Raw genomic sequence first — 20,720 nt, 5'->3', positions numbered from 1 at the left:
TCACGCCACCGATTTGTGCAATGGGGAATGTGCATTCGACCACCGAAGTCGCAAATGAACAGATCTTTGACGCGATTGTGTCACACGGCCGTCACAACCGGAAATGCCGGATTTTCAGGCTTCATTAACGACATATCGATATAAATTTTACCCAAAGTTTCTCGCCTCACCGTTCCGCGAGACCTGCTCCGGGACGCTCGGGCGAATATGCATCCCAGTGGCTGGGCACCACCCCCTTCCTGCCACAAATTCTGAAAATGAGGCTTTATGTTCGGTTTCATCAAACGTTCCATCGCAGCCAAGCTCATTCTGGTCACTGCGGCCACGATCACGCTGCTCCTGGCGCTCTCCAACTATGTGCTGATCTCGCAGACGAATGACCGCGTCAGAAGTCTGGTCATGAAGCAGGCCGGCAGCGAGGCAAGCGGCATCGCCAAGGACATCGCCGCCGATGTCGGCGAACTCTCCAGCGCTGCCCGCACCATGGCCGGCGTCATCGGCCACACCCATGCCGGCGGCCTCCTCGACCGCAAGGGGACGATTGACATCCTGCGCGCCAATCTGGAACAGAATCCCTTCGCCTTCGGCAGCTGGTTCGCGGAAGCGTCCAACGCCTTCGACGGCAAGCAGGCAGAGATGAAGGACAAGGCAGATCTCGGCGGCAACAAGACCGGCCAGTTCTCTCCCTACTGGTCGAAGGACCGCAACAACGCGATCCAGTTCAGCACCTTCGACATCGACTATTCCAAGGAATGGTATGCATCGGCCGCGCAGAGCATGAAGGGCGCGATCACCAAGCCCTATATGGCCGATGGCACGGATGTGCCGACCGTCATGAGTTCCATCGCCTATCCCGTCATTTCCGGCGGCAAGCTGATCGGCGTCTCGGGTGTCGATATTTCGCTCGCCTCGCTCTCGACCCGCCTTTCGGCGCTGCGTCCTTTTGAGACCGGTCGCGTCATGCTGGTTTCGCAGGACGGCAAGTGGTTGGTCGGGCCTGACGCCAGCAATATGATGAAGGATTATGACGGCGCAGCGCCCGAGAAGATCAAGGCCGCCATCGCCGACAAGACAACGTCCCAGCTGGAGGGCATCGCCGGCAAGGACGGCGCCCAGTTCGAACGCCTCGTCTATCCCTTCGACCTGCCCGGCCTGAACGCCCGCTGGGTGGTTCTCGTCGATATCCCTTCCACCGTGGTCGCCACGCAGGTTCGTGAACAGACCCTGCTGATGGTCGTCGGCGGCCTCGTCGTACTGCTCGCCGTCATCATCGGCCTCTATCTCTCCGTCCGCAGCCTTGTCCAGCGTCCGATCGACGGTCTCGTCGCCGATGTGGAACGGTTGAGCCGCGGCCAGTATGAAAAGCCGGTCGCCGGTCAGGATAGCGAAGACGAAACCGGCGCGGTTGCCGCCGCACTGGAAGGCTTTCGCCACAAACTCGCGGATGCCGTACGCCTGGAAGCCGCAGCGGAAGAACAGCGCGACGCCGCTGACGCCGCCCGCCGGCAGAACGAACAGGAGCGTCTTGCCAATGCCGCGCTCCAGCAGCAGGTGGTCAGCCATCTTGGCCAGGGACTCTCGGAACTGTCCGCCGGCAATCTCACCTATCGCCTGCCCGGCAATTTCCCGGCAGAATACGGCCAGCTGAAGAGCGATTTCGACAGCGCGCTGGCGAGCCTTGAAGAGACGATCCAGACGCTCAGCCACTCCGTCCGCAACATCAGCGGCGGCGCCAACGAAATCACCAGCGCCTCCTCCGACCTGTCGCTGCGTACGGAAAGACAGGCGGCAAGCCTCGAAGAGACCGCTGCAGCGCTCGACGAGTTGACCTCGCAGGTCAATTCCAGCGCCGACAATGCCGGCCGCGCGGCAAGCTCGGTCCAGTCGGCCAATTCGAATGCCGAGAAATCGGGCGAGATCGTGCACAGGGCGATTTCGGCCATGCACGGCATCGAGCAGTCGTCTCAGGATATCAACCGCATCATCGGCGTGATCGACGAGATCGCCTTCCAGACCAATCTTCTGGCGCTCAACGCCGGTGTGGAAGCAGCCCGTGCCGGCGAAGCCGGCAAGGGCTTCGCGGTCGTTGCCCAGGAAGTGCGCGAACTCGCCCAGCGTTCCGCCACCGCCGCCAAGGAGATCAAGACGCTGCTCAACGCTTCGGAAACCCAGGTGAGCGAAGGCGTCAGCCTGGTCAACAAGGCCGGCGAGGCGCTGGAAAGCATCGCCTCGCAGGTGCTGCAGATCAACGGCCTCATCCAGGAGATCTCCTCGTCCTCGACCGAACAGGCCGTGGGGCTCCGCGAGATCAACGCCGCCGTCAACCAGATGGACCAGGTGACCCAGCAGAACGCCGCGATGGTGGAAGAGGCGACCGCCGCCAGTGCCGCCCTCAACGCCGAAGTCGGCGTGCTGATGGCGCTGGTCAACCGCTTCAGGACCAACGGCGCCGGTGCACAGACCGCGACCCCGGCACGCGCCTACAGCGCGCAGCCGTCGCGCCAGGCAGCGCCTGCGCGCCCCGCCGCCCCGGCACGTCGGGCACCCGCCGTTTCCGGCAACACGGCGCTCGCCTCGTCGGACTGGGAAGAATTCTGAGACAGGCCATTTGGCCTGTGACAATCAGCCAGAGATGGGGCGGCGCTTAATCTGCGCCGCCTTTTTTCTTTTCAAGCCTTCACGGCCTGCCGCGATAGGCATTGCGCTCCGGGAACGGCCAGTCGGCGAGCAGCGCCATGTCCGGCCGGAACACCTCGACCTTCAGCGGATGGCAGGCCGCCGTATCGCTGGAATGCTCGGAACTGCAATCGCCACCCGGACACGCCGAAAGACCGCCGAGCAGATCGATCTCCGCGAACATTTCCAGGAAATCACCCGGCCGCACCGGGCTCGCCTTCATGAAATACTGATGGGTGTCATGCGTAAAGCCGGTACACATGAAGACGTTAAGCACATCGTGAACATAAGGCTCCGCCTCCTTCATCGTGATGCCCCGCGCCTCCGACAGCGCCCCGCAAAGGTTGGAATGGCAGCAATGATGGTAGTCGCCGCCGGAAAGCAGCCGGTGCGTATAGGGATCGCAGCGCGTGCCTATAACATCGTGGACGCCGCCACCATATTCATCGAAACCATACCAGCCGAGCGTGTCGTGGGTGATCGTGGCCATGGGGCGCAGGTTGGGCAGATTGCTCCAGAGCCGATTGCCGGTCGTGATATGGGTCGCATGCAGCGCCCGCGTCTTGCCGCTGAAGAAGCGCTCGTTGAGATCGTGGGCATTCCAGAGATTGAGGTCGCCGACCTGCGGTCCCTCGATGCTGGCGATGCGGAAGAAATGCCCCTTCGGCACGCTGAACGCCTTGCCCTCGCGCGGCGGCACAATGACCTCGTCGATCTTCGTCAGCGTCTCCCGCACGGCGAAAAGCCGATCCATGTCCGGCACAGGCAGCGTTTCGACCGGATAGCAGACGACGGGCTTGACGGCGCGGCGCGCGGCGGCATCGGCAGGCGGTACGGGACGGGTATCGAGGGACATGCGAAGGCTCCGGTTGAACGCGAGCCTCACGTTTACGCCTTCGCCCGCGCCTGGCAAGAACCCTGCCCCCGCCGCCTGTGGATCAGCGATCCGTCAAGCTATCAAGGCGGTCCAAGGTACGACCGTTCGCGAGGTCTTGAATTCCCGATCCGGCCTCTTATCTATCACTCACCACCCGTCATCGAAGATCGCCTGCTGCGCCGTTCGGCTGCGCGTTCGCGATTGTCCGGGTAAAAACAAAGGGCGCTCCCCGGTCCGGGTTGAGCGCCCTTTGTCATTCAAGCGGGGTTTCGCCCCAATCAATCCTTGGCGCGTTCCACGTAGGAACCGTCTTCCGTCAGGATGACGACGCGCGTGCCGGGAGTGATGTGGCCCGGAACCAGCGTGCGGACACCGTTCGACAGGATCGCCGGCTTGTAGGACGACGAAGCCGTCTGGCCCTTGACGACAGGCTCGGTTTCCATGATTTCGAGCGTCGCGTGGCGCGGTAGTTCGAGCGCCAGCGCGCGGCCTTCATGCACCGAGAGAATGACGCTCATGCCTTCTTCGAGATAGGCCGCCGCATCGCCAACGGATTCCTTGTCCATGACCAGCTGGTCATAGTTTTCCGGGTTCATGAAGTGGAAGCCTTCGTCGTCCGAATAGAGGAAGGAATGCGCAGAGTCTTCCACGAAGGCGCGCTCAACCTGCTCGGTCGTCTTCCAGCGCTCCGACACCTTCACACCGTCGACGATGCGGCGCATGTCGACCTGCGTGACCGGCGTCCCCTTGCCGGGATGGAAGTTCTGAGCGGTCAGAACGACATAAAGCTTGCCCTCGACTTCGAGGACATTGCCCTTGCGGACCGACGAGGCGATGATCTTGACCATAAGACGTCCTTGTATCTCGATGAAACGCACCTTAAAGGACCGGAAAGGCCCCGCGCGCGTTCTTGAATTCCGTTGCGGGCCGCACTAACGCAATTTCGATGAAAACGCCAGTCCGGACGCGAAGAATTCGCCCGGAGCGACAGGTGAACCGAGCCATGACCAGCGCCAGCCCCTGGTGGCAGCCGCATATCCATGCCGACCGCCGGCCTTTCCTGATGGGCCGAAACAAGCTCATGGTCGCCTTTCGGGCGTGGTTTGCCGAGCGCGACTTCGTCGAGGTCGAGACGGCAGCGCTTCAGGTCTCGCCGGGCAACGAGGCGCATCTGCATGCCTTTGAGACCCAGGCGCTGACCATCGACGGCCGGGCGCTCCCCTTCTATCTCCACACATCGCCGGAATTCGCCGCCAAGAAGTTGCTCGCCGCCGGCGAAAAGCGGCTCTGCACCTTCGCCCATGTCTGGCGCAACCGCGAGCGCGGCCCTCTGCACCATCCCGAATTCACCATGCTGGAATGGTATCGCGCCGGCGAGACCTATGATCAGCTGATGAGCGACTGCGCCGACCTTCTGGCGCTTGCCGTCCGAACTACAGGCATAGACCGCTTCCGCTTTGCCGGCCACGAATGCGACCCATTTGCGGAACCAGAGCGGCTGACCGTGGCGGATGCCTTCACCCGCCATGCCCAAATCGACCTTCTGGCGACGATCCTCCCCGACGGCACGACCGATCGCGAGGCGCTGGCGGCGCAGATGCGCACGCTCGGCCTTTCCGTTTCCGATGACGACACCTGGGCGGACCTCTTCTCCAAGGTCATCGTCGGCAAGGTCGAGCCGCATCTGGGACAGGGCCGCGCCACGATCCTCTGCGAATATCCGGTCGCCGAAGCCGCCCTTGCGCGCCGCGCGCCGCACGATGCCCGCGTGGCCGAGCGCTTCGAGCTTTACGCCTGCGGCGTCGAAATCGCCAACGCCTTCGGGGAACTGACGGACGCCGCAGAGCAGCGCCGGCGCTTCGAGATGGAAATGGCGGAGAAGGCCCGCATCTATGGTGAGCGCTATCCGCTGGATGAGGATTTTCTGGACGCGCTGGCGATCATGCCCGACGCGAGCGGCATCGCGCTCGGCTTCGACCGGCTGGCCATGCTCGCAACCGGCGCGCGGCGGATCGAGGATGTCATCTGGACGACGGTCGCGGAGTACGCGCCATGATCAAGGCCGGCGTTTCGCTGAACTCGCTGGACGATCTGGCACTCGCCGGTCTCGTCACGCCGTCGCCTGCCCTTGAGGCGGTGGCGGCGCGCTATGCCGTTGCTGTGACGCCGGAAATGGCGGCGCTGATCGAGCGCACCGGAGCGGACAGCGCCATGGCGCGGCAATTCATCCCCGACGCGCGCGAACTCGACACCCTGCCGGAGGAAAGCGCCGACCCGATTTCCGACAGGCGCTTCACGCCCGTCGAAGGCGTCGTGCATCGCTACCCGGATCGGGTTCTCCTGAAGGCCGTGCATGTCTGCCCGGTCTATTGCCGCTTCTGCTTCCGCCGCGAAATGGTCGGCCCCACGGGTGACGGGCTGCTGGTGGCCGAGAAGCTGGACGCGGCACTCGCCTATATCCGTGAACATGAGGAGATCTGGGAAGTCATCCTGACAGGCGGCGACCCGCTCGTGCTCTCGCCCCGCCGGCTGGAGCGGCTGCTGGAACCGCTGAGCAAGATCGATCATGTCAAGGTCATCCGCATCCATTCGCGCGTGCCGCTGGTCGATCCAGAGCGGATTTCCGGCGAGCTGATCGCGTTACTCAGGGCTACGGGCAAGACCATCTATGTGGCGCTCCACGCCAATCATGCAGACGAGTTTACCAACGCGGGCCGCAGGGCATGCGCACGGCTCACCGACGCCGGCATCGCCATGGTCAGCCAGTCGGTGCTGCTCAAGGGCGTCAACGACGATGCGGAGGTTCTGGCGCAACTGATGCGGACCTTCGTCGAAAACCGCATCAAGCCCTATTACCTCCACCATCCGGACCTTGCACCCGGAACCGGGCATTTTCGTCTGACGGTCGAGGAAGGCCAGACGCTAGTGGCATCCTTGCGCGGCCGGCTTTCCGGCCTCTGCCAGCCGCATTACGTGCTGGATATTCCGGGCGGCCACGGCAAGGCCTATGTGAATGCGGCCGAGCATACGGTGGACGAGAGCGGGCTTGCCGTCACCGATTTTCGCGGCGGGCGGCATCGGTATCCGGGGTAAGGCACGACGGTCACTCTACCTCCCCTTGTGGGGAGGGTTGGGGAGGGGTCTTTTTCCGTTTGCTCGGCGCCTTTGGCAAAGTCCCCCTCTGGCTGCCGCCATCTCCCCCACAAGGGGGGAGACGGATGTAGCGCCGCCTCTGGCAATCTCCCCTCTTGCGGGGCAGATGTCCGGCAGGACAGAGGCGGGGCTACAATCACCGACAGGCACCGCGACAAGACTCTGCCACAAACAAAAACCGGCGGGTCGCCTCCAGACAACCCGCCGGCAGGAACGCGAACGTTCCGGATCGGTCCACTCAGCCAAAGCGGCCGGTGATGTAGTCGCTCGTGCGCTGCTGGCTCGGCGCGCTGAAGAGCTTGTCGGTACTGTCGAATTCAACCAGTTCGCCGAGATACATGAAGGCGGTGTACTGCGAAGTACGAGCTGCCTGCTGCATGTTATGCGTCACGATGGCGATGCAATACTGCGAACGGAGCGATTCGATCAACTCCTCAATCTTCGCGGTCGAGATCGGGTCGAGCGCAGAGGCCGGCTCGTCAAGCAGCAGGACCGACGGCTTGACGGCAATCGCGCGGGCGATGCAGAGGCGCTGCTGCTGACCGCCAGACAGGCCGAGGCCCGACTGGTTGATCTTGTCCTTCACTTCGGTCCACAGGGCGGCTTCCGTGAGGGCGGCTTCGACGCGGTCATTCATTTCCGACTTCGAGATCTTCTCGTAAAGGCGGATGCCGAAAGCGATGTTTTCATAGATCGACATCGGGAACGGCGTCGGCTTCTGGAACACCATGCCAACCTTGGCGCGCAGGTTGTTGAGATCGACGTCCTTGGAAAGGATGTTCTTGCCATCGAGCAGGATTTCGCCCTCGACCTTCTGGCCCGGATAGAGATCGTACATGCGGTTGAAGGTGCGCAGCAGGGTGGACTTGCCGCAGCCCGACGGGCCGATGAAGGCGGTGACCGTCTTGTCGCGGATCTTCATGTTGACGTTCTTCAGAACGCGATGGCCGTTCTGGTAGGTGAAATCCAGGTTCTTGACTTCAACCTTGACCGGCATTTCGAGATCGGCCGGACCAAAGGAGCCACCACGGTTCTGGATGACGCTCTGGGAATTCATATCGGTCATGTTCATAATTCCAGTCCTATCGTTGCGTCCGCGTCACTGGCGGCGGCCGCCCATCAGGCGGGCAATGATGTTGATGGCGAGGATCGCGACGGTGATGATGAGTGCGCCAGCCCAGGCCAGACGCTTCAGATCCTCACCCGGATCGGCGGCAAGAGTATTGATCGCAACAGGCAGCGTGGCAATCGGTCCGGTGAAGCCGGCATTCATGAACTTGGAATAGCCGGCCGTGAAGAGAAGCGGCGCCGTTTCACCGCTGATACGGGCAACGGCGAGCAGGATGCCGGTGAGGATACCGGTCCAGGCGGACCTGTATATGACGTGGGTCATCGACTTCCAGCGCGGCGCACCGAGGGCTGCGGTTGCTTCGCGCAATGCATTCGGCACCAGCAGCAACATGTCCTGCGTCGTGCGGTTGACGACAGGCAGCGCGATCAGAGCCAGCGCCGCAATACCGGCAATGGCCGAGTTGCCGCGCATCGGCACGACGATGGCCCCATAGACGAACACGCCGATGATGATCGAAGGTGCGGAAAGCAGGATGTCGTTGATGAACTTCGCGACTTCTGCCAGCTTCGAGCCGTTGGCGTACTCAATCAGATAGGTTCCGGCGAGAATGCCGATCGGGGCGGCAATCAGGATGGCGAAGAAGGTCACCATGGCCGTGCCGTACATCGCGTTGAGCAGACCGCCACGCGAGCCTTCGGCCGGAATGCTCATCGTGAAGACGTCGAGGCTGAGCGACGAAACACCGTGGAACAGCAGCGTGCCGAGGATGATGGCGAGGAAAAACATGCCGAGGCCGGCGGCGACGACGGAGAGCGTCATCATCAGGCGGTTACGCCCGTAACGCCGCGACATGATGTTTTGACGAATGGTATCTTCCATGGGTCAATCCTCAGAAGGAGTCAGAGCGGCCGATCATCCACTTCGCCAGCGCAAGTACGCAGAACGACAGGATGAAGAGCAGGAGACCAAGGGCAATCAGGCTTGAAAGCTGCAACCCGTCGGCTTCACCGAACGTGTTGGCGATCTGCGCGGAGATCGTGGTCGAGGGCGAGATGATGGAGGCCTGAAGGCGCGTGACCGAACCGACCACGAATGTCACGGCCATGGTTTCGCCGAGCGCACGCCCGAGACCGAGCATGACGCCGCCGACGAGACCGCGGCGGGTATAGGGGATCAGGATGTTGCGGGCCACTTCCCAGGTCGTCATGCCCATGCCGTAGGCGGACTCACGCAGCATCGGCGGAACGGTCAGGAAGACGTCGCGGGTGATGGCGGTGATGAAGGGCAGGACCATGATGGCGAGCACGAGGCTGGCAGTCAGAAGGCCCACGCCCGGTGCCGGCGGCTGGAACAGATAGCCGATGACCGGAACCTGGCCGATCGTCGCGATCAGGAAGGGCAAAATGTAAAGCTGCATCAGCGGCACGAGCACGAAGAGGCCCACGATACCGTAGATGATGGAAGGAACGCCGGCGAGCAGCTCAATGGCCGTCCCGATCGGGCGGCGCAGCGGACCGGGGCAAAGCTCCGTCAGGAAGATGGCAATGCCGAAGGAGATCGGCACGGCAATGAGCATGGCGATCAGAGAGCTGATCAGCGTGCCCATAACGGCGGGAACGGCACCGAACTTCTCGGTGGGCGCACTCCAGACCGTGCCCCAAAGGAAGGACAACCCATAAGTCTGGAACGTCGGCAGAGCGTCGATCACGAGAACGACAAGAATGGCGAGCAGCATCAGAACGACGAGTGCGGCCGATGCCAGTGTCATGAAGAAGAAAATACGGTCCTGTAGCTTGAAGGTTTTCGTGATGGCAGCAACATCCACCCTCGAAAAATCAGCCCCGTTTGTCGCATCGACCATTCTGCAACCCCTGTCCCGGTCATGAAAAGCGGACAGAGATTATCTCTGTCCGCCAATTTTGCGCCGTAGCGCCTATTACTTCGTGCCGAAGTCCTTCTTCCAGGATTCCATCACAACCTTGGAGACGGAGTCCGGGATAGCAACGTAGTTGAGCGAGGTTGCGTCCTTCTGGCCCTTTTCATAGGCCCACTTGAAGAAGTCGAGCGCGCCATCGTTCAGAGCCTTGTCGGCCGGCTGCTTGTAGAGAACAACCCAAGTCGAAGCGGCGATCGGCCAGGTGTTGTCGCCCGGCTGGTTGGTGACGATGACGTTGAAGTTCTTCGCGCCCTTCCAGTCAGCGTTGGCAGCAGCAGCAGTGAAGGTGTCGAGCTTCGGCTCAACAACCTTGCCGGCAGCGTTCTTCATCTTCGAGAAGCCCATCTTGTTGGCAACAACGTAGGAGTACTCGACGTAGGAGATCGAGCCGGCAGTCTGGGCAACCGTCGTGGAGACGCCTTCAGAGCCCTTGGCGCCGAAGCCGACCGGCCACTGAACGGCCGTGTCCGAACCAACCTTTTCCTTCCACTCCGGCGATACCTTCGAGAGGTAGTTCGTGAAGTTGAAGGTCGTGCCCGAACCGTCAGCGCGGTAAACGACGGAGATCGGCGTGGACGGCAGCTTGGCATCGGGGTTCAGCTTCTTGAGAGCAGCGTCGTCCCACTTGGTGATCTTGCCAAGGAAGATGCCGGAAAGCGTCTCGCCGTCGAAGACCAGTTCGCCCGGCTTTACGCCGTCGATGTTATAGGTGACGACGATGCCGCCGGAGATCATCGGGAACTGCGCAAGGCCGTTCTTCTCGAGATCGCCATCGCTCATCGGCTTGTCGGTTGCGCCGAAGACAACAGTCTTGGCCAGCAGCTGCTTGATGCCGGCGCCCGAACCGACCGACTGGTAGTTCACGGTGTTGCTCGTGGCAGCCTTGTAGCCTTCAGCCCACTTGGACAGAACCGGGTTGATGAAGCTCGAGCCTGCGCCGGTGATGTCGGCAGCCAGCGATGCGCCGGCAAGCGTGAGGCTAAGAGCGGCAGCAGCAGCGCCAGCTGCGAATTTGCGGATGAGGTTCACGGCAGTTCTCCCTGTACGTGATGGTAATTCCTTTTAGGCCGCCCCCCTCTCATAAGGACCACGGCTTCGGGGGTTCATTAGGCTCCAGGAGTTACGCTTATGTGACACTTGTATGAAGGATATATGACAGCCCAAATCGGGCCGCAGGCGTGGCCAGGAAAAGCAAATGTTATCAAATGATTAACTATAATCGCGCCAACGCGGCGGCGTGACCGGCGCCGGCGCCTATTACGACAGGCATTGTAACAATGCCGTTGCAATGCAGAAGAGTCTCACACTCGGGGCACTACGGCGCCCCTGCGGACGCAAAAATGCCGGCCCCTTTCAGAGCCGGCATAATCAGACGCATGACCTCGGACGGTTCAGGCCGCCTTCTTGATCGGGGCAACCGAAAGCCTGCGGCCGCAAGGGACAAGAACGCCTGCAGCGCCCTTGAGCCAGCCGTCTTCCAGCTCCAGCGCGAGAAAGCGCGAGCGCTCGAAAGGGCCCGGCATCATCAGCGTCGAGGTCTTGTCGGAAAAGAAACCGAACCGCTCATAGTAAGGCGCATCGCCAACAAGCAGGATCGCCCCATGGCCGAGCCGGCGGGCTTCGAAGATGGAAGCACGCATCAGCGCCGCACCAATGCCATTGCCCTCATGAGCGGCATCGACGGCCAGCGGGCCAAGCAGCAGCGCGGGAAGCGGCGCGCCGCCCGGGGTGATGCCAGCATGGACGTTCCACAGACGCACGGTGCCGATAACATGGCCGGCGCGGTCGCGGGCAACGAAAGCCAGGCCCTCAGCCGGCAGACGGCCACGGCGAATTTTCTCGGACGACTTCTTGCGGCGGTTCGGGCCCATGGCGGCATCCAGAAGACGCTCGCGCGCGACGACATCGCCGGCAGCTTCCGGCTCGATGGTGAATTCAGGCGCGTTTTTCGCGCGGAGGACGTCAAGAACAAGGGCCATCGTGGCCTCCCGAACTTCAATACCGCTCAATGCGGCCCGGATATCTTGGGGTGAATGCCGCGCCCCGGAAAGGGCGACGGCGTCAGGTCCTTATCGACCGATCTGCTTCCAAACCTTTATCAATTCAGCCTGGAACCCGTTTTAGCCGACCGTGTCTGAACGGCAGATGAAGGTTTTGTGACGGTTTCGCGGCGGGATTGAAGCGTCCCGGACCAGCCGGGACGGATCGATCAGATGCAGTAGGACTTCAGCGGCTCGAAACCGTTGAAGGCGACGGCCGAGTAGGTCGTCGTATAGGCGCCCGTGCCTTCGATCAGCACCTCGTCACCGATGGTGAGCGAAAGCGGCAGCGGATACATGTTCTTCTCGTACATGACATCCGCGGAATCACAGGTCGGGCCAGCCAGAACGCAAAGGCCCATGTCGTCCGCATCGCGCTCCGTGCGGATCGGATAACGGATGGCTTCGTCCATCGTTTCCGCCAGACCGCCGAACTTGCCGATGTCGAGGAAGACCCAGCGATGCTCGTCATTGTCCGACTTCTTCGAGATCAGAACCACTTCCGACTTGATCACGCCCGCATTGCCGACCATGCCGCGGCCCGGCTCGATGATGGTCATCGGGATCCGGTTGCCGAAATGCCTGGAGAGCGATGCGAAGATCGCCTGACCGTAGGCCTGCGCCGTCGGCACGTCCTTCAGGTACTTCGTCGGGAAGCCGCCGCCCATGTTGACCATCTTCAGCTCGATGCCCTGCTTGGCGAGCGACACGAAGACGCGCTTGGCGTCTGCGAGTGCGGCATCCCAGGCGTCGACCTTGGTCATCTGCGAACCGACATGGAACGAGACGCCGAAGGATTCGAGACCCAGCTGATGCGCATAGACGAGCACGTCGACGGCCATCTGCGGCACGCAGCCGAACTTGCGCGACAGCGGCCATTCCGCGCCTTCGCCATTGGTCAGCACGCGGCAAAAGACGCGGGCGCCGGGAGCGGCACGCGCAATCTTCTCGACTTCCTCGTGGCTGTCGACCGCAAAGAGGTTGACGCCGAGCGCATGGGCGCGGGCGACGTCGCGTTCTTTCTTGATCGTGTTACCGAAGGAAATACGGGCAGCCGTCGCGCCGGCGTCGAGCGCCATTTCGATCTCAGCGACGGACGCGCAATCGAAATTGGAACCGAGGCCTGCGAGCAGACGCAGCACTTCCGGAGCGGGGTTCGCCTTGACCGCATAATAGATATGGCTGTCCGGCAGGGCATGACGAAATGCCTTGAAATTGCCGGCGACGACATCGAGATCGACGACGAGGCACGGACCTTCCGGCTGGCGGGTCTTGAAAAAGTCGAGGATGCGCTGCGAGGTCATGGCGGGTCTCCAAAAATCCAGAGTCAAAGGCCCTTCGTCCCGAGCTGCTCATGGCGCGGGGCGTCGGAATGGCATGGCTTCGGGACTACAGATAGACCCGAAGGACAAAGCGCGGATGACGATGCGATCAGGCACCAGCCGGTGGAGACCCCGGAACCTGAGCGAAACGCAAACGCGAATGACGAACAAACGCTCTAGCGAGAGCGATCATTCACTTTGTCTGCCTTGGATTGGAGGGGAGAACCCGACCGCACTTCCGGCAATGAAGGTGTGCCTCTTCAGTAACCCCGGCTGTTGGAAAGCCGGCAGACACCAGAAAGGCCCGCACCGTCGTTGCTTCAAGATGTCCTCGCATTTCCCGGTTGGCCGGAGTAGCGACTGGAGCGGTTAGTTCCAGGTACCTTACCGATGACCTCACCTTAGAGATTAAATCTCAGTTCGAGGGTCGGCGGACACCCACAGGCACGTGCGACTTTGGGCAACCGCGGAGATAAGAATATTCGCTGTCGTAATCAAGAGTTTTTTTGATCGGGGCCAATTTTTTTCGACCGATTGAAATGGGTCGTACCGATCCCCTATATTCGCGGAAAAATAAAGCGAGGCAAAATGGATACTCTCACGCGGATCAGGGCCTTCATCGACGTCGTGGACGCGGAGGGCTTCTCAGCCGCTGCCCGCAAGCTCGGACGTTCCAAAGCGCTGCTTTCCAAATATGTACGCGAGCTGGAAGACGAGCTCGGCGCTCTCCTTCTGAACCGCACCACCCGCCAGTTTTCGCTCACCGAAGCCGGCAAGACCTACTATCGATCCGCGTCGGAAATCCTCAAGGAGATCGACGAACTCGCCGATTTGGTGCGCGAAAATAACACGGACCTCAAGGGCCGGCTGAAGGTCTCCGTGCCCCGCACCTTCGTGGATGCCGATGTCGGCCACTGTCTCATCGACTTTGCCAAGCTGCATCCGGACCTGTCGCTGGAAATCATGGCGGAGGATCGGTTCGTCGATCTGGTCGAGGAAGGCTTCGACCTCGCCATCCGCGTGACGAAGCTCGAAGATTCCGGCCTGATTGCCCGCAAGATCACAGATTTCGGTCTGAACATCTGCGCAACCCCGGAATTCATCGCGCGTCACAAGGGGCTTGAGCATCCGACTGCGCTGGCAAACGTGCCCTGCCTTATCGATTCGAACAGCCGCCGTAAGGGCGTGCTGCGTTTTTTCGAACCGGACGGCTCTTCCTTCTCCGTTCAGGTCTCCGGCCCGATCGAGGTGAACAGCCCGACCGCAACGCTGCGCGGCGCGCTGGCAGGCCTGGGCGTGGCACTGCTGCCCGACTTCGTCGCCCGCAAGCATATTGAGAGCGGCGAACTTGTGGTCCTCTTCAACGAATACCTGCCGAGCGACCGCGGCATCTATGCCGTCTACCCGCATCGCCGCCACCTGCCAGCCAAGGTGCGCACCTTTGTCGACTTCCTGCAGGCCTGGTTTAAAAAATTGTAACTTTGCCGGAGAGTTGCGTCGTGACATGGTGCCGCGACACGGTGTGGGGCGCGCCGGGCTCATTTTCGTCCAGATTGGGGACCAATCAGAACCCCTGACCGACGCCTGAAACTCGACTGACGATGGTTCCATGACCCGCAAGCTTGCCATTCTCACGACGCTGATGGGACTTATGGTTCCCGCCGCAGCGTTCGCGCATCCGCATATCTTCGTAGAGGCAAGGCTGGAGGTCGTCGCCGGCGACGACGGGAATATCAAGGAACTCAGAAACGTCTGGCGTTTCGACGAAGTCTTCTCCTCGACCGTGCTTCTGGATTTCGACAAGAACAAGAACCTGAAGCTCGACCCGGACGAGCTGAAGGCTGTCGGCACGACGGTGAAACAGTCGCTCGCCGATTTCGACTACTATACGAACATCACGCAGAACGGGAAGAAGATCGACATCGCGCCGCCCGAGGTCATCAATGTCGATTACAAGGACGGGCAGCTTCTGATGTTCTTCGCGGTCAAGCCGGCAACGCCCATGCCGCTGAAAGGCGACATGACCTTCGGCGTCTGGGACCCCACGCTTTACACCTCGCTCGACTTTGCCACCGACAAGGATATCGTGGCCGAAGGCGCGGGCTTCAAGGCCTGCCAGCACAAGGTGGTGCGGCCCAACCCGGATGAGGTGATCGCACAGAACCAGAAGACGCTCACGCAAGCCTTCTTCAACGACCCTATGGGGACGACGATGTCCAAGCTTTTCGCAACGCGGATCGACGTGACATGTTGAGCGCGAAGACCACGAAACGCCTGGCGCTCGCGCTTGCCGCCGCCGCGATCCTCTCCCCCCTCCTGATGCCCCTCGCCGCTCATGCCGGCTCCCCCCTCGGCATCGGCACCGCCGAGCCCTCCTTCAACACATCCGGCTTCGGCGGCCCCTTCCTCGCCTGGGTGAACGCGCAGCAGCAGACCTTCTACCGCGCGCTGACGCAATCGCTGATCGCCATGCGTCAGGACCCCTGGAAACTCTGGACACTGGTCAGCCTCTCCTTCCTCTACGGCGTCTTCCATGCCGCAGGGCCGGGACACGGCAAGGCTGTCATCTCCTCCTACATGATCGCCAACGAGATCCAGCTGAAACGCGGCATCCTCATCGCGATCATCTCCTCCTTCCTGCAGGGCATCACCGCGCTCCTCGTCGTCGGTGCCGCCTATCTCATCCTGCGCGGCACCTCGATCACGCTGACCAACGCCACCGACTTCCTCGAACAGGCAAGCTACCTCCTGGTCGCAGCCTTCGGCTTCTGGATGCTGGTGCGCAAGGTCCGCAGCCTTGTCAGCAAATCCGCCCGCGCACCCGTTTCGGCCATGGCCGGCATGCCGGCAGGCCTGCAGTTCCATGCGCATGACGACGACGCCTATTGTGCCTGCGACCACACCACCGTTCAGCGCCTCGCGCCGGCGAAATCAAGCCTCAAAGGCTTCGGCCTGAGCCCCGGCACCACCCAGCCGACCGCCCTCCTCGGTTCCGGCAAAACCAACAGGACAGCCGTCGCCGATTTCTGCGAGGAATGCGGCCACGCCCACATGCCATCCCCGCAATCACTCGGCGGTGAGAACTTCAGCCTCAAGGAAGCCTTCTCCGCCGTCGTCGCGGTCGGCCTGCGCCCCTGCTCCGGCGCGATCATCGTCGTGACCTTCTCGCTCCTCAACAGCCTCTATCTCGGCGGCATCCTCTCCGTCTTCGCCATGTCGGTGGGCACCGCCATCACCGTCTCGCTGCTGGCGATCCTGGCCGTGTCAGCGAAGGGGCTGGCCGTGAAGCTCGCAGGCAACGGAACGGCGGGGGAGAAGATCGGCACGGCGATCGAGATCGCAGGCGCGTTCTTCGTCATGGCGCTGGGGATTATATTGTTTCTGGCGACTCGGCAGTTTGTGCATTGAGGCGAGGTGGCGGCAGTTAAAATTTTTCGCGGCTTGATTGCATAATCGAATCTTAATACTCTCTCTTGAGAGGAGTATGGGAGGGAGCCCCTACGAGTGAGTAAGATTTTCGCGCGAAATTTTCGAGGTTTTCAAGATATAAGCTTCGACATTGGAAAGACTTTATTCCTAGTTGGCGACAACAGCTCCGGAAAGAGCAGCATACTCCATCTGACGGAATATGTATGTCGAACGGAGCTGCTTGAGACACCAGGCCTTAACGAAGACTATGCATATGATAGATATGATTTTTTCTCCCCATATTTTGACAATGCTGACGTAACGATTGGATTTATTTCCGAAAATACAAAGAAACCTTTATCACGGCTCGTGACCCTTACACAGAGCAAACACAACATGCCGCCTCAAGTGTTGCGATTTACAGCGGTATACGATTCATCTCGTCTGACTTTCGTCAGAAAAAGAAACTCAATATTCTATAAAATAGAGAGATTCGCTCCGGACAAGTCAGGTTTTGACGAGCCATCTTTGCTCAGGCTCCACAACGAAAATAAGGGATTTCATAGATTAAACGTCGAGGATAACCGCGATAGTCAGTCGATTAATTCACTGTTTTATCTGGGAGAGCTTCTAGCGACAGCAGGAAAATCGAAGAGGCATTTAGTCCTCTCCGTCGGGCGAGGATTGACTAGCACAGCGCTGCCGTCAGCTTGGCAAACAGGTCCTTTGCGCGGGTTGCCTGATCGCTTCTACGACATGAGCCGAAAGTTTTTGGCGAACGGGCGGCATTTCGCCACCATGTGGCACGACCTCAAGATAGTCGAGCAGCCGGAACTCCTAGAGCCCGTGTTGAAGTTTGGGCGAGAAAGCCAGCTATTTGAGAACCTCAGCATAGACCAGCTGACGAAAAAGGTAAAAAAACCCCCACTTTTGGTTACAGTAAAGAAAGGTGGACGAGACTTCCTTCTCAGCCAAGTTGGAATAGGTGTCTCTCAAGCTATTCCATTCGTGATAGAATCAGCCTTCAGATCAACCGGCCCTGATGGCGACATTATGCTGCTTCAACAACCTGAGTTGCACTTACATCCCATCGCTCAAGCTGCACTGGGTGAATTTTTGTACTCTATGAGCACAAAGGGAATCAGATACATAATCGAGACTCATAGCGACTTCTTAATTGATCGATACCGTGTAAACATCAAAGAGAATACCACACATCTTCCTTCATCAATTTTGTTTTGCGAAAATACAAAGAATGGCAACAGCGTTACTGAAATTCCGATACGAAGCGATGGCTCTCTCGACAACGCTCCAGAAAACTACAAAGACTTCTTTATCAAAGAAATTGTGAGGACAATGTTTTAACATGGCAAGAGTCCTCATCGATGCGAGCGCCGCTGGCGAAAAATGGCTAACGGAGGATGCCCTGCCAGAAATGCTTTCCTCTCCCCGTGTAGTCTTCCTGTATAGTCACGCTGAAAAATACAGTCGAGAGATGATGAATCATCCGAAAATTTTGCAGCTATTGAAATTGCTAAAAGATAAGGGGCGCAGAGAAGATACCGACGTGAATCAGTGTTCTAGGCACGTTCAAAATCTTGAAAATAACGCCCGTTGGAATGCTGAAGATGCGTGTGACGATCCGCACATATTTGCTATAGCTTTTCAAAAGCCTGGCGCGTTCGTGTTCACTAAGGATAAGCGGCTAACCAAGTGCAAGAGCTGTATGAAAGATGTACTTGAAAAAAGGTACAGGAGCTTTTCTACCATTCAGAGCGGTTCGAACTACCGCGCCAACAGACTAAAAATCTTATCTTAGGATAACGAATTAAAATGGTGCCCGGAGGCGGATTTGAACCACCGACACGCGGATTTTCAATCCGCTGCTCTACCAACTGAGCTATCCGGGCACTTGTCGCTTGTCTGACCGGGTTTCTTGTCAAAACCCGCCGGGTTTTCCCCGGAAGCGAGCGGGGTTATAGCATCTTGTTCGCCTGTGTCCAGCGCCCCGGCAAAGTTTTTTGACTGTTTTTTGAAGAAAATTCCCTGACGTCAAAACTCAAGCAAAATCAACGCTCAAAGTCGCGTTCGAAGCCGTCCGCCTTCTCTTCGTCTTCCGTAACCGGGATCGCGTAGGAGCCCTTGAGCCAGCGCGCAAGGTCGACATTGCGGCAGCGGTCGGAGCAGAAGGGATAATGTTCGCGCGCCGACGGCTGCCCGCATTCGGGGCATGGGCGCGGCTTCCTCAAGGGTTCGACCTTGGCAATCATCGGATCGTCAGCCTTCTTTCCAGCCCCGGCGGATGTCGAAGCCTTCGCCATCCAGAAGCTGCAGCGTTTCGGTCAGCGGAAGCCCGACAACGCTGGTATAGGAGCCGGCGAGCTTCTGCACGAAGGCGCCTGCAATGCCCTGGATGCCATAGCCACCCGCCTTGCCGCGCCATTCGCCGCTCTGCACATAGGCATCGATTTCGGCATTGGAAAGGCGCTTGAAACGAACCTTGGTCTCGACGATGCGGCTGCGCGTGTGGCCGGACGGCGCAATCAGCGTCACGCCGGTATAGACCCAGTGCGCCCGGCCGGAGAGCAGGTTGAGGCAGGAAAAGGCATCCGCCTCGAACTCCGCCTTGGGCAGGATGCGCCGGCCAACGGCCACCACCGTATCGGCCGCCAGCACCCAGCCGCCCTTCAGCTCCTCGTCCGCGCGCACGACAGCAAACGCGGCCTCGGCCTTCTCACGGGCAAGGCGCTGGGCGAGCGTGCGCGGATTTTCCGAGCGCTTCGGCGTCTCGTCGATATCCATCGGCAGAAGACGGGCCGGCTCGATGCGCGCCTGCGCGAGAAGTTCGACGCGACGCGGCGAACCAGAGGCAAGAATGAGGGCTTGTTCGGTCGCCATGGGGATCGGTCGATGCGCCTTGGACAGCGCGGCTCCGGTTTATCTGAAACGGTATGTGATGCGACCCTTGGTCAGGTCGTAGGGCGTCATTTCGACGAGCACCTTGTCGCCCGCCAGAACGCGGATGCGGTTCTTGCGCATGCGGCCCGCAGTGTGGGCGATGATTTCATGTTCGTTTTCCAGCTTCACGCGGAAGGTTGCGTTCGGCAGGAGTTCGGTGACGATTCCCGGGAATTCGAGAACTTCTTCTTTTGCCATTCAGACAGATCTTTCTTGCATGGTTTATGGGCCGGGGCTGAACGCGCCGGCGAAAATTTTGCGGAAACTACACAATGCGCAGAGCTTTGTGAACCTCTGACATGCTGAAAAGGACGGCATGTTGCAAAAAACGTTCATATTCAAAGCAGCTCAGGCCAGCCGCTTCTCAATCAGTGTCTTCAAATGATCACGCACCTCGCGATAGGCAGAGAGAATCTGCTCCCGCGTGCCGCGCGCCACGCTGGGGTCCGGCGTCGGCCAGTAGCTGACATCGACGGAGAGCGAGCGGGTGAGCTCGAGTGCTGCGTGATGCGCCTCCGGCGCCAGCGTCACGATGAGGTCGAAATAGTCGTCCTCCAGCTCGTCCAGCGTCTGCGGCTGGCGGCGACCGAGCGAAAGACCGACCTCGTCCAGCACGACATCGACGAAAGGGTCGCGCTCGCCCGTGCGCACGCCGGCGGATGCGACATAGGTGCCCTTGGGCAGCATGGATTTCGCCAGCGCCTCGGCCATCGGCGAACGAATGGAATTCATGCCGCACATGAACAGGATCGCGCCCGGCCGTTTTTCCGTGCTTTCGCTGGCGGCCTCCTCCTCCATCGGCTCAACCGCGCCAGTAGAGCACGCAGACCAACGTGAAAAGCCGCCGCGCCGTATCGAAATCGATCCTGATCTTGCCAGAGAGCCGGTCCATCAGCGTCTGCGAACCCTCGTTGTGGATGCCGCGCCGGCCCATGTCGATGGCCTCGATCTGGCTGGGCGTGGACGAGCGGATCGCCTGATAGTAGCTGTCGCAGATCATGAAGTAATCCTTGATGATCCGCCGAAACGGCGTCAGCGACAGGATATGGGTTGCCACAGGCGCGTCGCCCTCGGTCTTGATGGTGAAGACGAGGCGCTGTTCCACCAGCGAGAGATAGAGCTTGTAAGGCCCGTTGTCGTGGCCTTCGGGGGCAAACGAATTGTCCTCGAGCAGATCGAAGATGGCGACGGCGCGCTCATGCTCCACATCCGGCGTCGAACGGCCGATCGTATCGTCCAGAACGACATCGCAGAGCCTTTGCGCGCTGTTTCCCGCCAT

21 protein-coding genes and 1 tRNA gene are annotated in these 20,720 nt (G+C 60.2%); 8 read left to right on the top strand and 14 right to left on the bottom strand.

Annotated features, from left to right (window positions below):
- Window positions 1-267: 267 nt before the first annotated feature.
- Entirely contained in the window at window positions 268-2,598 is a 2,331-nt protein-coding gene (locus tag ABID16_RS14385) for a methyl-accepting chemotaxis protein (RefSeq protein ID WP_354557041.1), read from the top strand.
- A 79-nt stretch (window positions 2,599-2,677) separates the two neighbouring features.
- Here the strand turns inward: ABID16_RS14385 and ABID16_RS14380 are convergent, their stop codons facing one another.
- Both ABID16_RS14380 and efp read right to left on the bottom strand, forming a co-directional pair.
- On the bottom strand, window positions 2,678-3,532 hold the full coding sequence (locus ABID16_RS14380) for an urea carboxylase-associated family protein (RefSeq protein WP_354557040.1): 855 nt from the start codon (window positions 3,530-3,532) through the stop codon (window positions 2,678-2,680).
- 299 nt (window positions 3,533-3,831) lie between these two features.
- Window positions 3,832-4,401, bottom strand: a complete 570-nt coding sequence (efp, locus tag ABID16_RS14375) for an elongation factor P (protein WP_354557039.1) — start codon at window positions 4,399-4,401, stop codon at window positions 3,832-3,834.
- 155 nt (window positions 4,402-4,556) lie between these two features.
- Between efp and epmA the strand changes: the two genes are divergently transcribed.
- Both epmA and ABID16_RS14365 read left to right on the top strand, forming a co-directional pair.
- Window positions 4,557-5,609 (top strand): EF-P lysine aminoacylase EpmA, encoded by a 1,053-nt coding sequence (epmA, locus tag ABID16_RS14370; protein ID WP_354557038.1) that lies wholly within the window; start codon window positions 4,557-4,559, stop codon window positions 5,607-5,609.
- Window positions 5,606-6,646, top strand: a complete 1,041-nt coding sequence (locus tag ABID16_RS14365; RefSeq protein ID WP_354557037.1) for a lysine-2,3-aminomutase-like protein — start codon at window positions 5,606-5,608, stop codon at window positions 6,644-6,646. The genes epmA and ABID16_RS14365 overlap by 4 nt, the downstream gene beginning before the upstream one ends.
- Before the next feature lie 298 nt (window positions 6,647-6,944).
- Here ABID16_RS14365 and pstB read toward each other — a convergent pair whose 3' ends face one another.
- The 6 genes from pstB to odc2 form a co-directional block, all read right to left on the bottom strand.
- The gene (gene pstB / locus ABID16_RS14360) at window positions 6,945-7,772 is read right to left on the bottom strand and encodes a phosphate ABC transporter ATP-binding protein PstB (protein WP_435532427.1); all 828 of its coding nucleotides are present in this window, start codon (window positions 7,770-7,772) and stop codon (window positions 6,945-6,947) included.
- Between the two features lie 33 nt (window positions 7,773-7,805).
- Window positions 7,806-8,657, bottom strand: a complete 852-nt coding sequence (gene pstA, locus ABID16_RS14355; RefSeq protein ID WP_354557036.1) for a phosphate ABC transporter permease PstA — start codon at window positions 8,655-8,657, stop codon at window positions 7,806-7,808.
- 10 nt (window positions 8,658-8,667) lie between these two features.
- A complete protein-coding gene (gene pstC, locus ABID16_RS14350) occupies window positions 8,668-9,639 on the bottom strand; it encodes a phosphate ABC transporter permease subunit PstC (RefSeq protein ID WP_354557035.1) in 972 nt (323 codons plus the stop codon).
- A gap of 75 nt (window positions 9,640-9,714) precedes the next feature.
- Window positions 9,715-10,743, bottom strand: a complete 1,029-nt coding sequence (gene pstS / locus ABID16_RS14345; RefSeq protein ID WP_435532421.1) for a phosphate ABC transporter substrate-binding protein PstS — start codon at window positions 10,741-10,743, stop codon at window positions 9,715-9,717.
- A 362-nt stretch (window positions 10,744-11,105) separates the two neighbouring features.
- Entirely contained in the window at window positions 11,106-11,693 is a 588-nt protein-coding gene (locus ABID16_RS14340) for a GNAT family N-acetyltransferase (protein WP_354557034.1), read from the bottom strand.
- 230 nt (window positions 11,694-11,923) lie between these two features.
- Window positions 11,924-13,057, bottom strand: a complete 1,134-nt coding sequence (gene odc2, locus ABID16_RS14335; protein ID WP_354557033.1) for an ornithine/lysine decarboxylase — start codon at window positions 13,055-13,057, stop codon at window positions 11,924-11,926.
- A gap of 606 nt (window positions 13,058-13,663) precedes the next feature.
- Between odc2 and ABID16_RS14330 the strand changes: the two genes are divergently transcribed.
- From ABID16_RS14330 to ABID16_RS14310, 5 genes are all read left to right on the top strand, one after another.
- A complete protein-coding gene (locus ABID16_RS14330; RefSeq protein WP_354557032.1) occupies window positions 13,664-14,554 on the top strand; it encodes a LysR family transcriptional regulator in 891 nt (296 codons plus the stop codon).
- Window positions 14,555-14,684: 130 nt separating this feature from the next.
- Window positions 14,685-15,329, top strand: a complete 645-nt coding sequence (locus tag ABID16_RS14325; protein WP_354557031.1) for a DUF1007 family protein — start codon at window positions 14,685-14,687, stop codon at window positions 15,327-15,329.
- Window positions 15,323-16,483 carry a nickel/cobalt transporter gene (locus ABID16_RS14320; RefSeq protein ID WP_354557030.1) on the top strand — a complete coding sequence of 387 codons (1,161 nt, stop codon included), beginning with the start codon at window positions 15,323-15,325 and terminating at the stop codon, window positions 16,481-16,483. The genes ABID16_RS14325 and ABID16_RS14320 overlap by 7 nt, the downstream gene beginning before the upstream one ends.
- Before the next feature lie 96 nt (window positions 16,484-16,579).
- Complete coding sequence (locus ABID16_RS14315; RefSeq protein WP_354557029.1) at window positions 16,580-17,848, top strand: AAA family ATPase; 1,269 nt, start codon at window positions 16,580-16,582, stop codon at window positions 17,846-17,848.
- 1 nt (window position 17,849) lies between these two features.
- On the top strand, window positions 17,850-18,302 hold the full coding sequence (locus ABID16_RS14310) for a hypothetical protein (protein WP_354557028.1): 453 nt from the start codon (window positions 17,850-17,852) through the stop codon (window positions 18,300-18,302).
- A gap of 15 nt (window positions 18,303-18,317) precedes the next feature.
- Here ABID16_RS14310 and ABID16_RS14305 read toward each other — a convergent pair.
- From ABID16_RS14305 to ABID16_RS14280, 6 genes are all read right to left on the bottom strand, one after another.
- Window positions 18,318-18,393, bottom strand: a tRNA-Phe gene (locus ABID16_RS14305).
- Between the two features lie 159 nt (window positions 18,394-18,552).
- Window positions 18,553-18,804, bottom strand: a complete 252-nt coding sequence (gene yacG / locus ABID16_RS14300; RefSeq protein WP_354557027.1) for a DNA gyrase inhibitor YacG — start codon at window positions 18,802-18,804, stop codon at window positions 18,553-18,555.
- Window positions 18,761-19,381, bottom strand: coding sequence for a Maf-like protein (locus tag ABID16_RS14295; RefSeq protein ID WP_354557026.1), 621 nt, complete (start codon window positions 19,379-19,381; stop codon window positions 18,761-18,763). The genes yacG and ABID16_RS14295 overlap by 44 nt, the downstream gene beginning before the upstream one ends.
- Before the next feature lie 39 nt (window positions 19,382-19,420).
- Window positions 19,421-19,639 (bottom strand): translation initiation factor IF-1, encoded by a 219-nt coding sequence (gene infA / locus ABID16_RS14290; RefSeq protein ID WP_112631247.1) that lies wholly within the window; start codon window positions 19,637-19,639, stop codon window positions 19,421-19,423.
- A 150-nt stretch (window positions 19,640-19,789) separates the two neighbouring features.
- A complete protein-coding gene (locus ABID16_RS14285) occupies window positions 19,790-20,239 on the bottom strand; it encodes an arsenate-mycothiol transferase ArsC (protein WP_354557025.1) in 450 nt (149 codons plus the stop codon).
- Between the two features lie 4 nt (window positions 20,240-20,243).
- Window positions 20,244-20,720 carry a UPF0262 family protein gene (locus ABID16_RS14280; RefSeq protein WP_354557024.1) on the bottom strand — a complete coding sequence of 159 codons (477 nt, stop codon included), beginning with the start codon at window positions 20,718-20,720 and terminating at the stop codon, window positions 20,244-20,246.

Source organism: Limnomicrobium aquaticum (assembly GCF_040545545.1).
Taxonomy (GTDB): Bacteria; Pseudomonadota; Alphaproteobacteria; order Rhizobiales; family Rhizobiaceae; genus Ensifer_A; species Ensifer_A aquaticum.
Note: the sequence above shows the minus strand (reverse complement) of the source record. Positions and strands in the feature narration are given on the sequence as shown.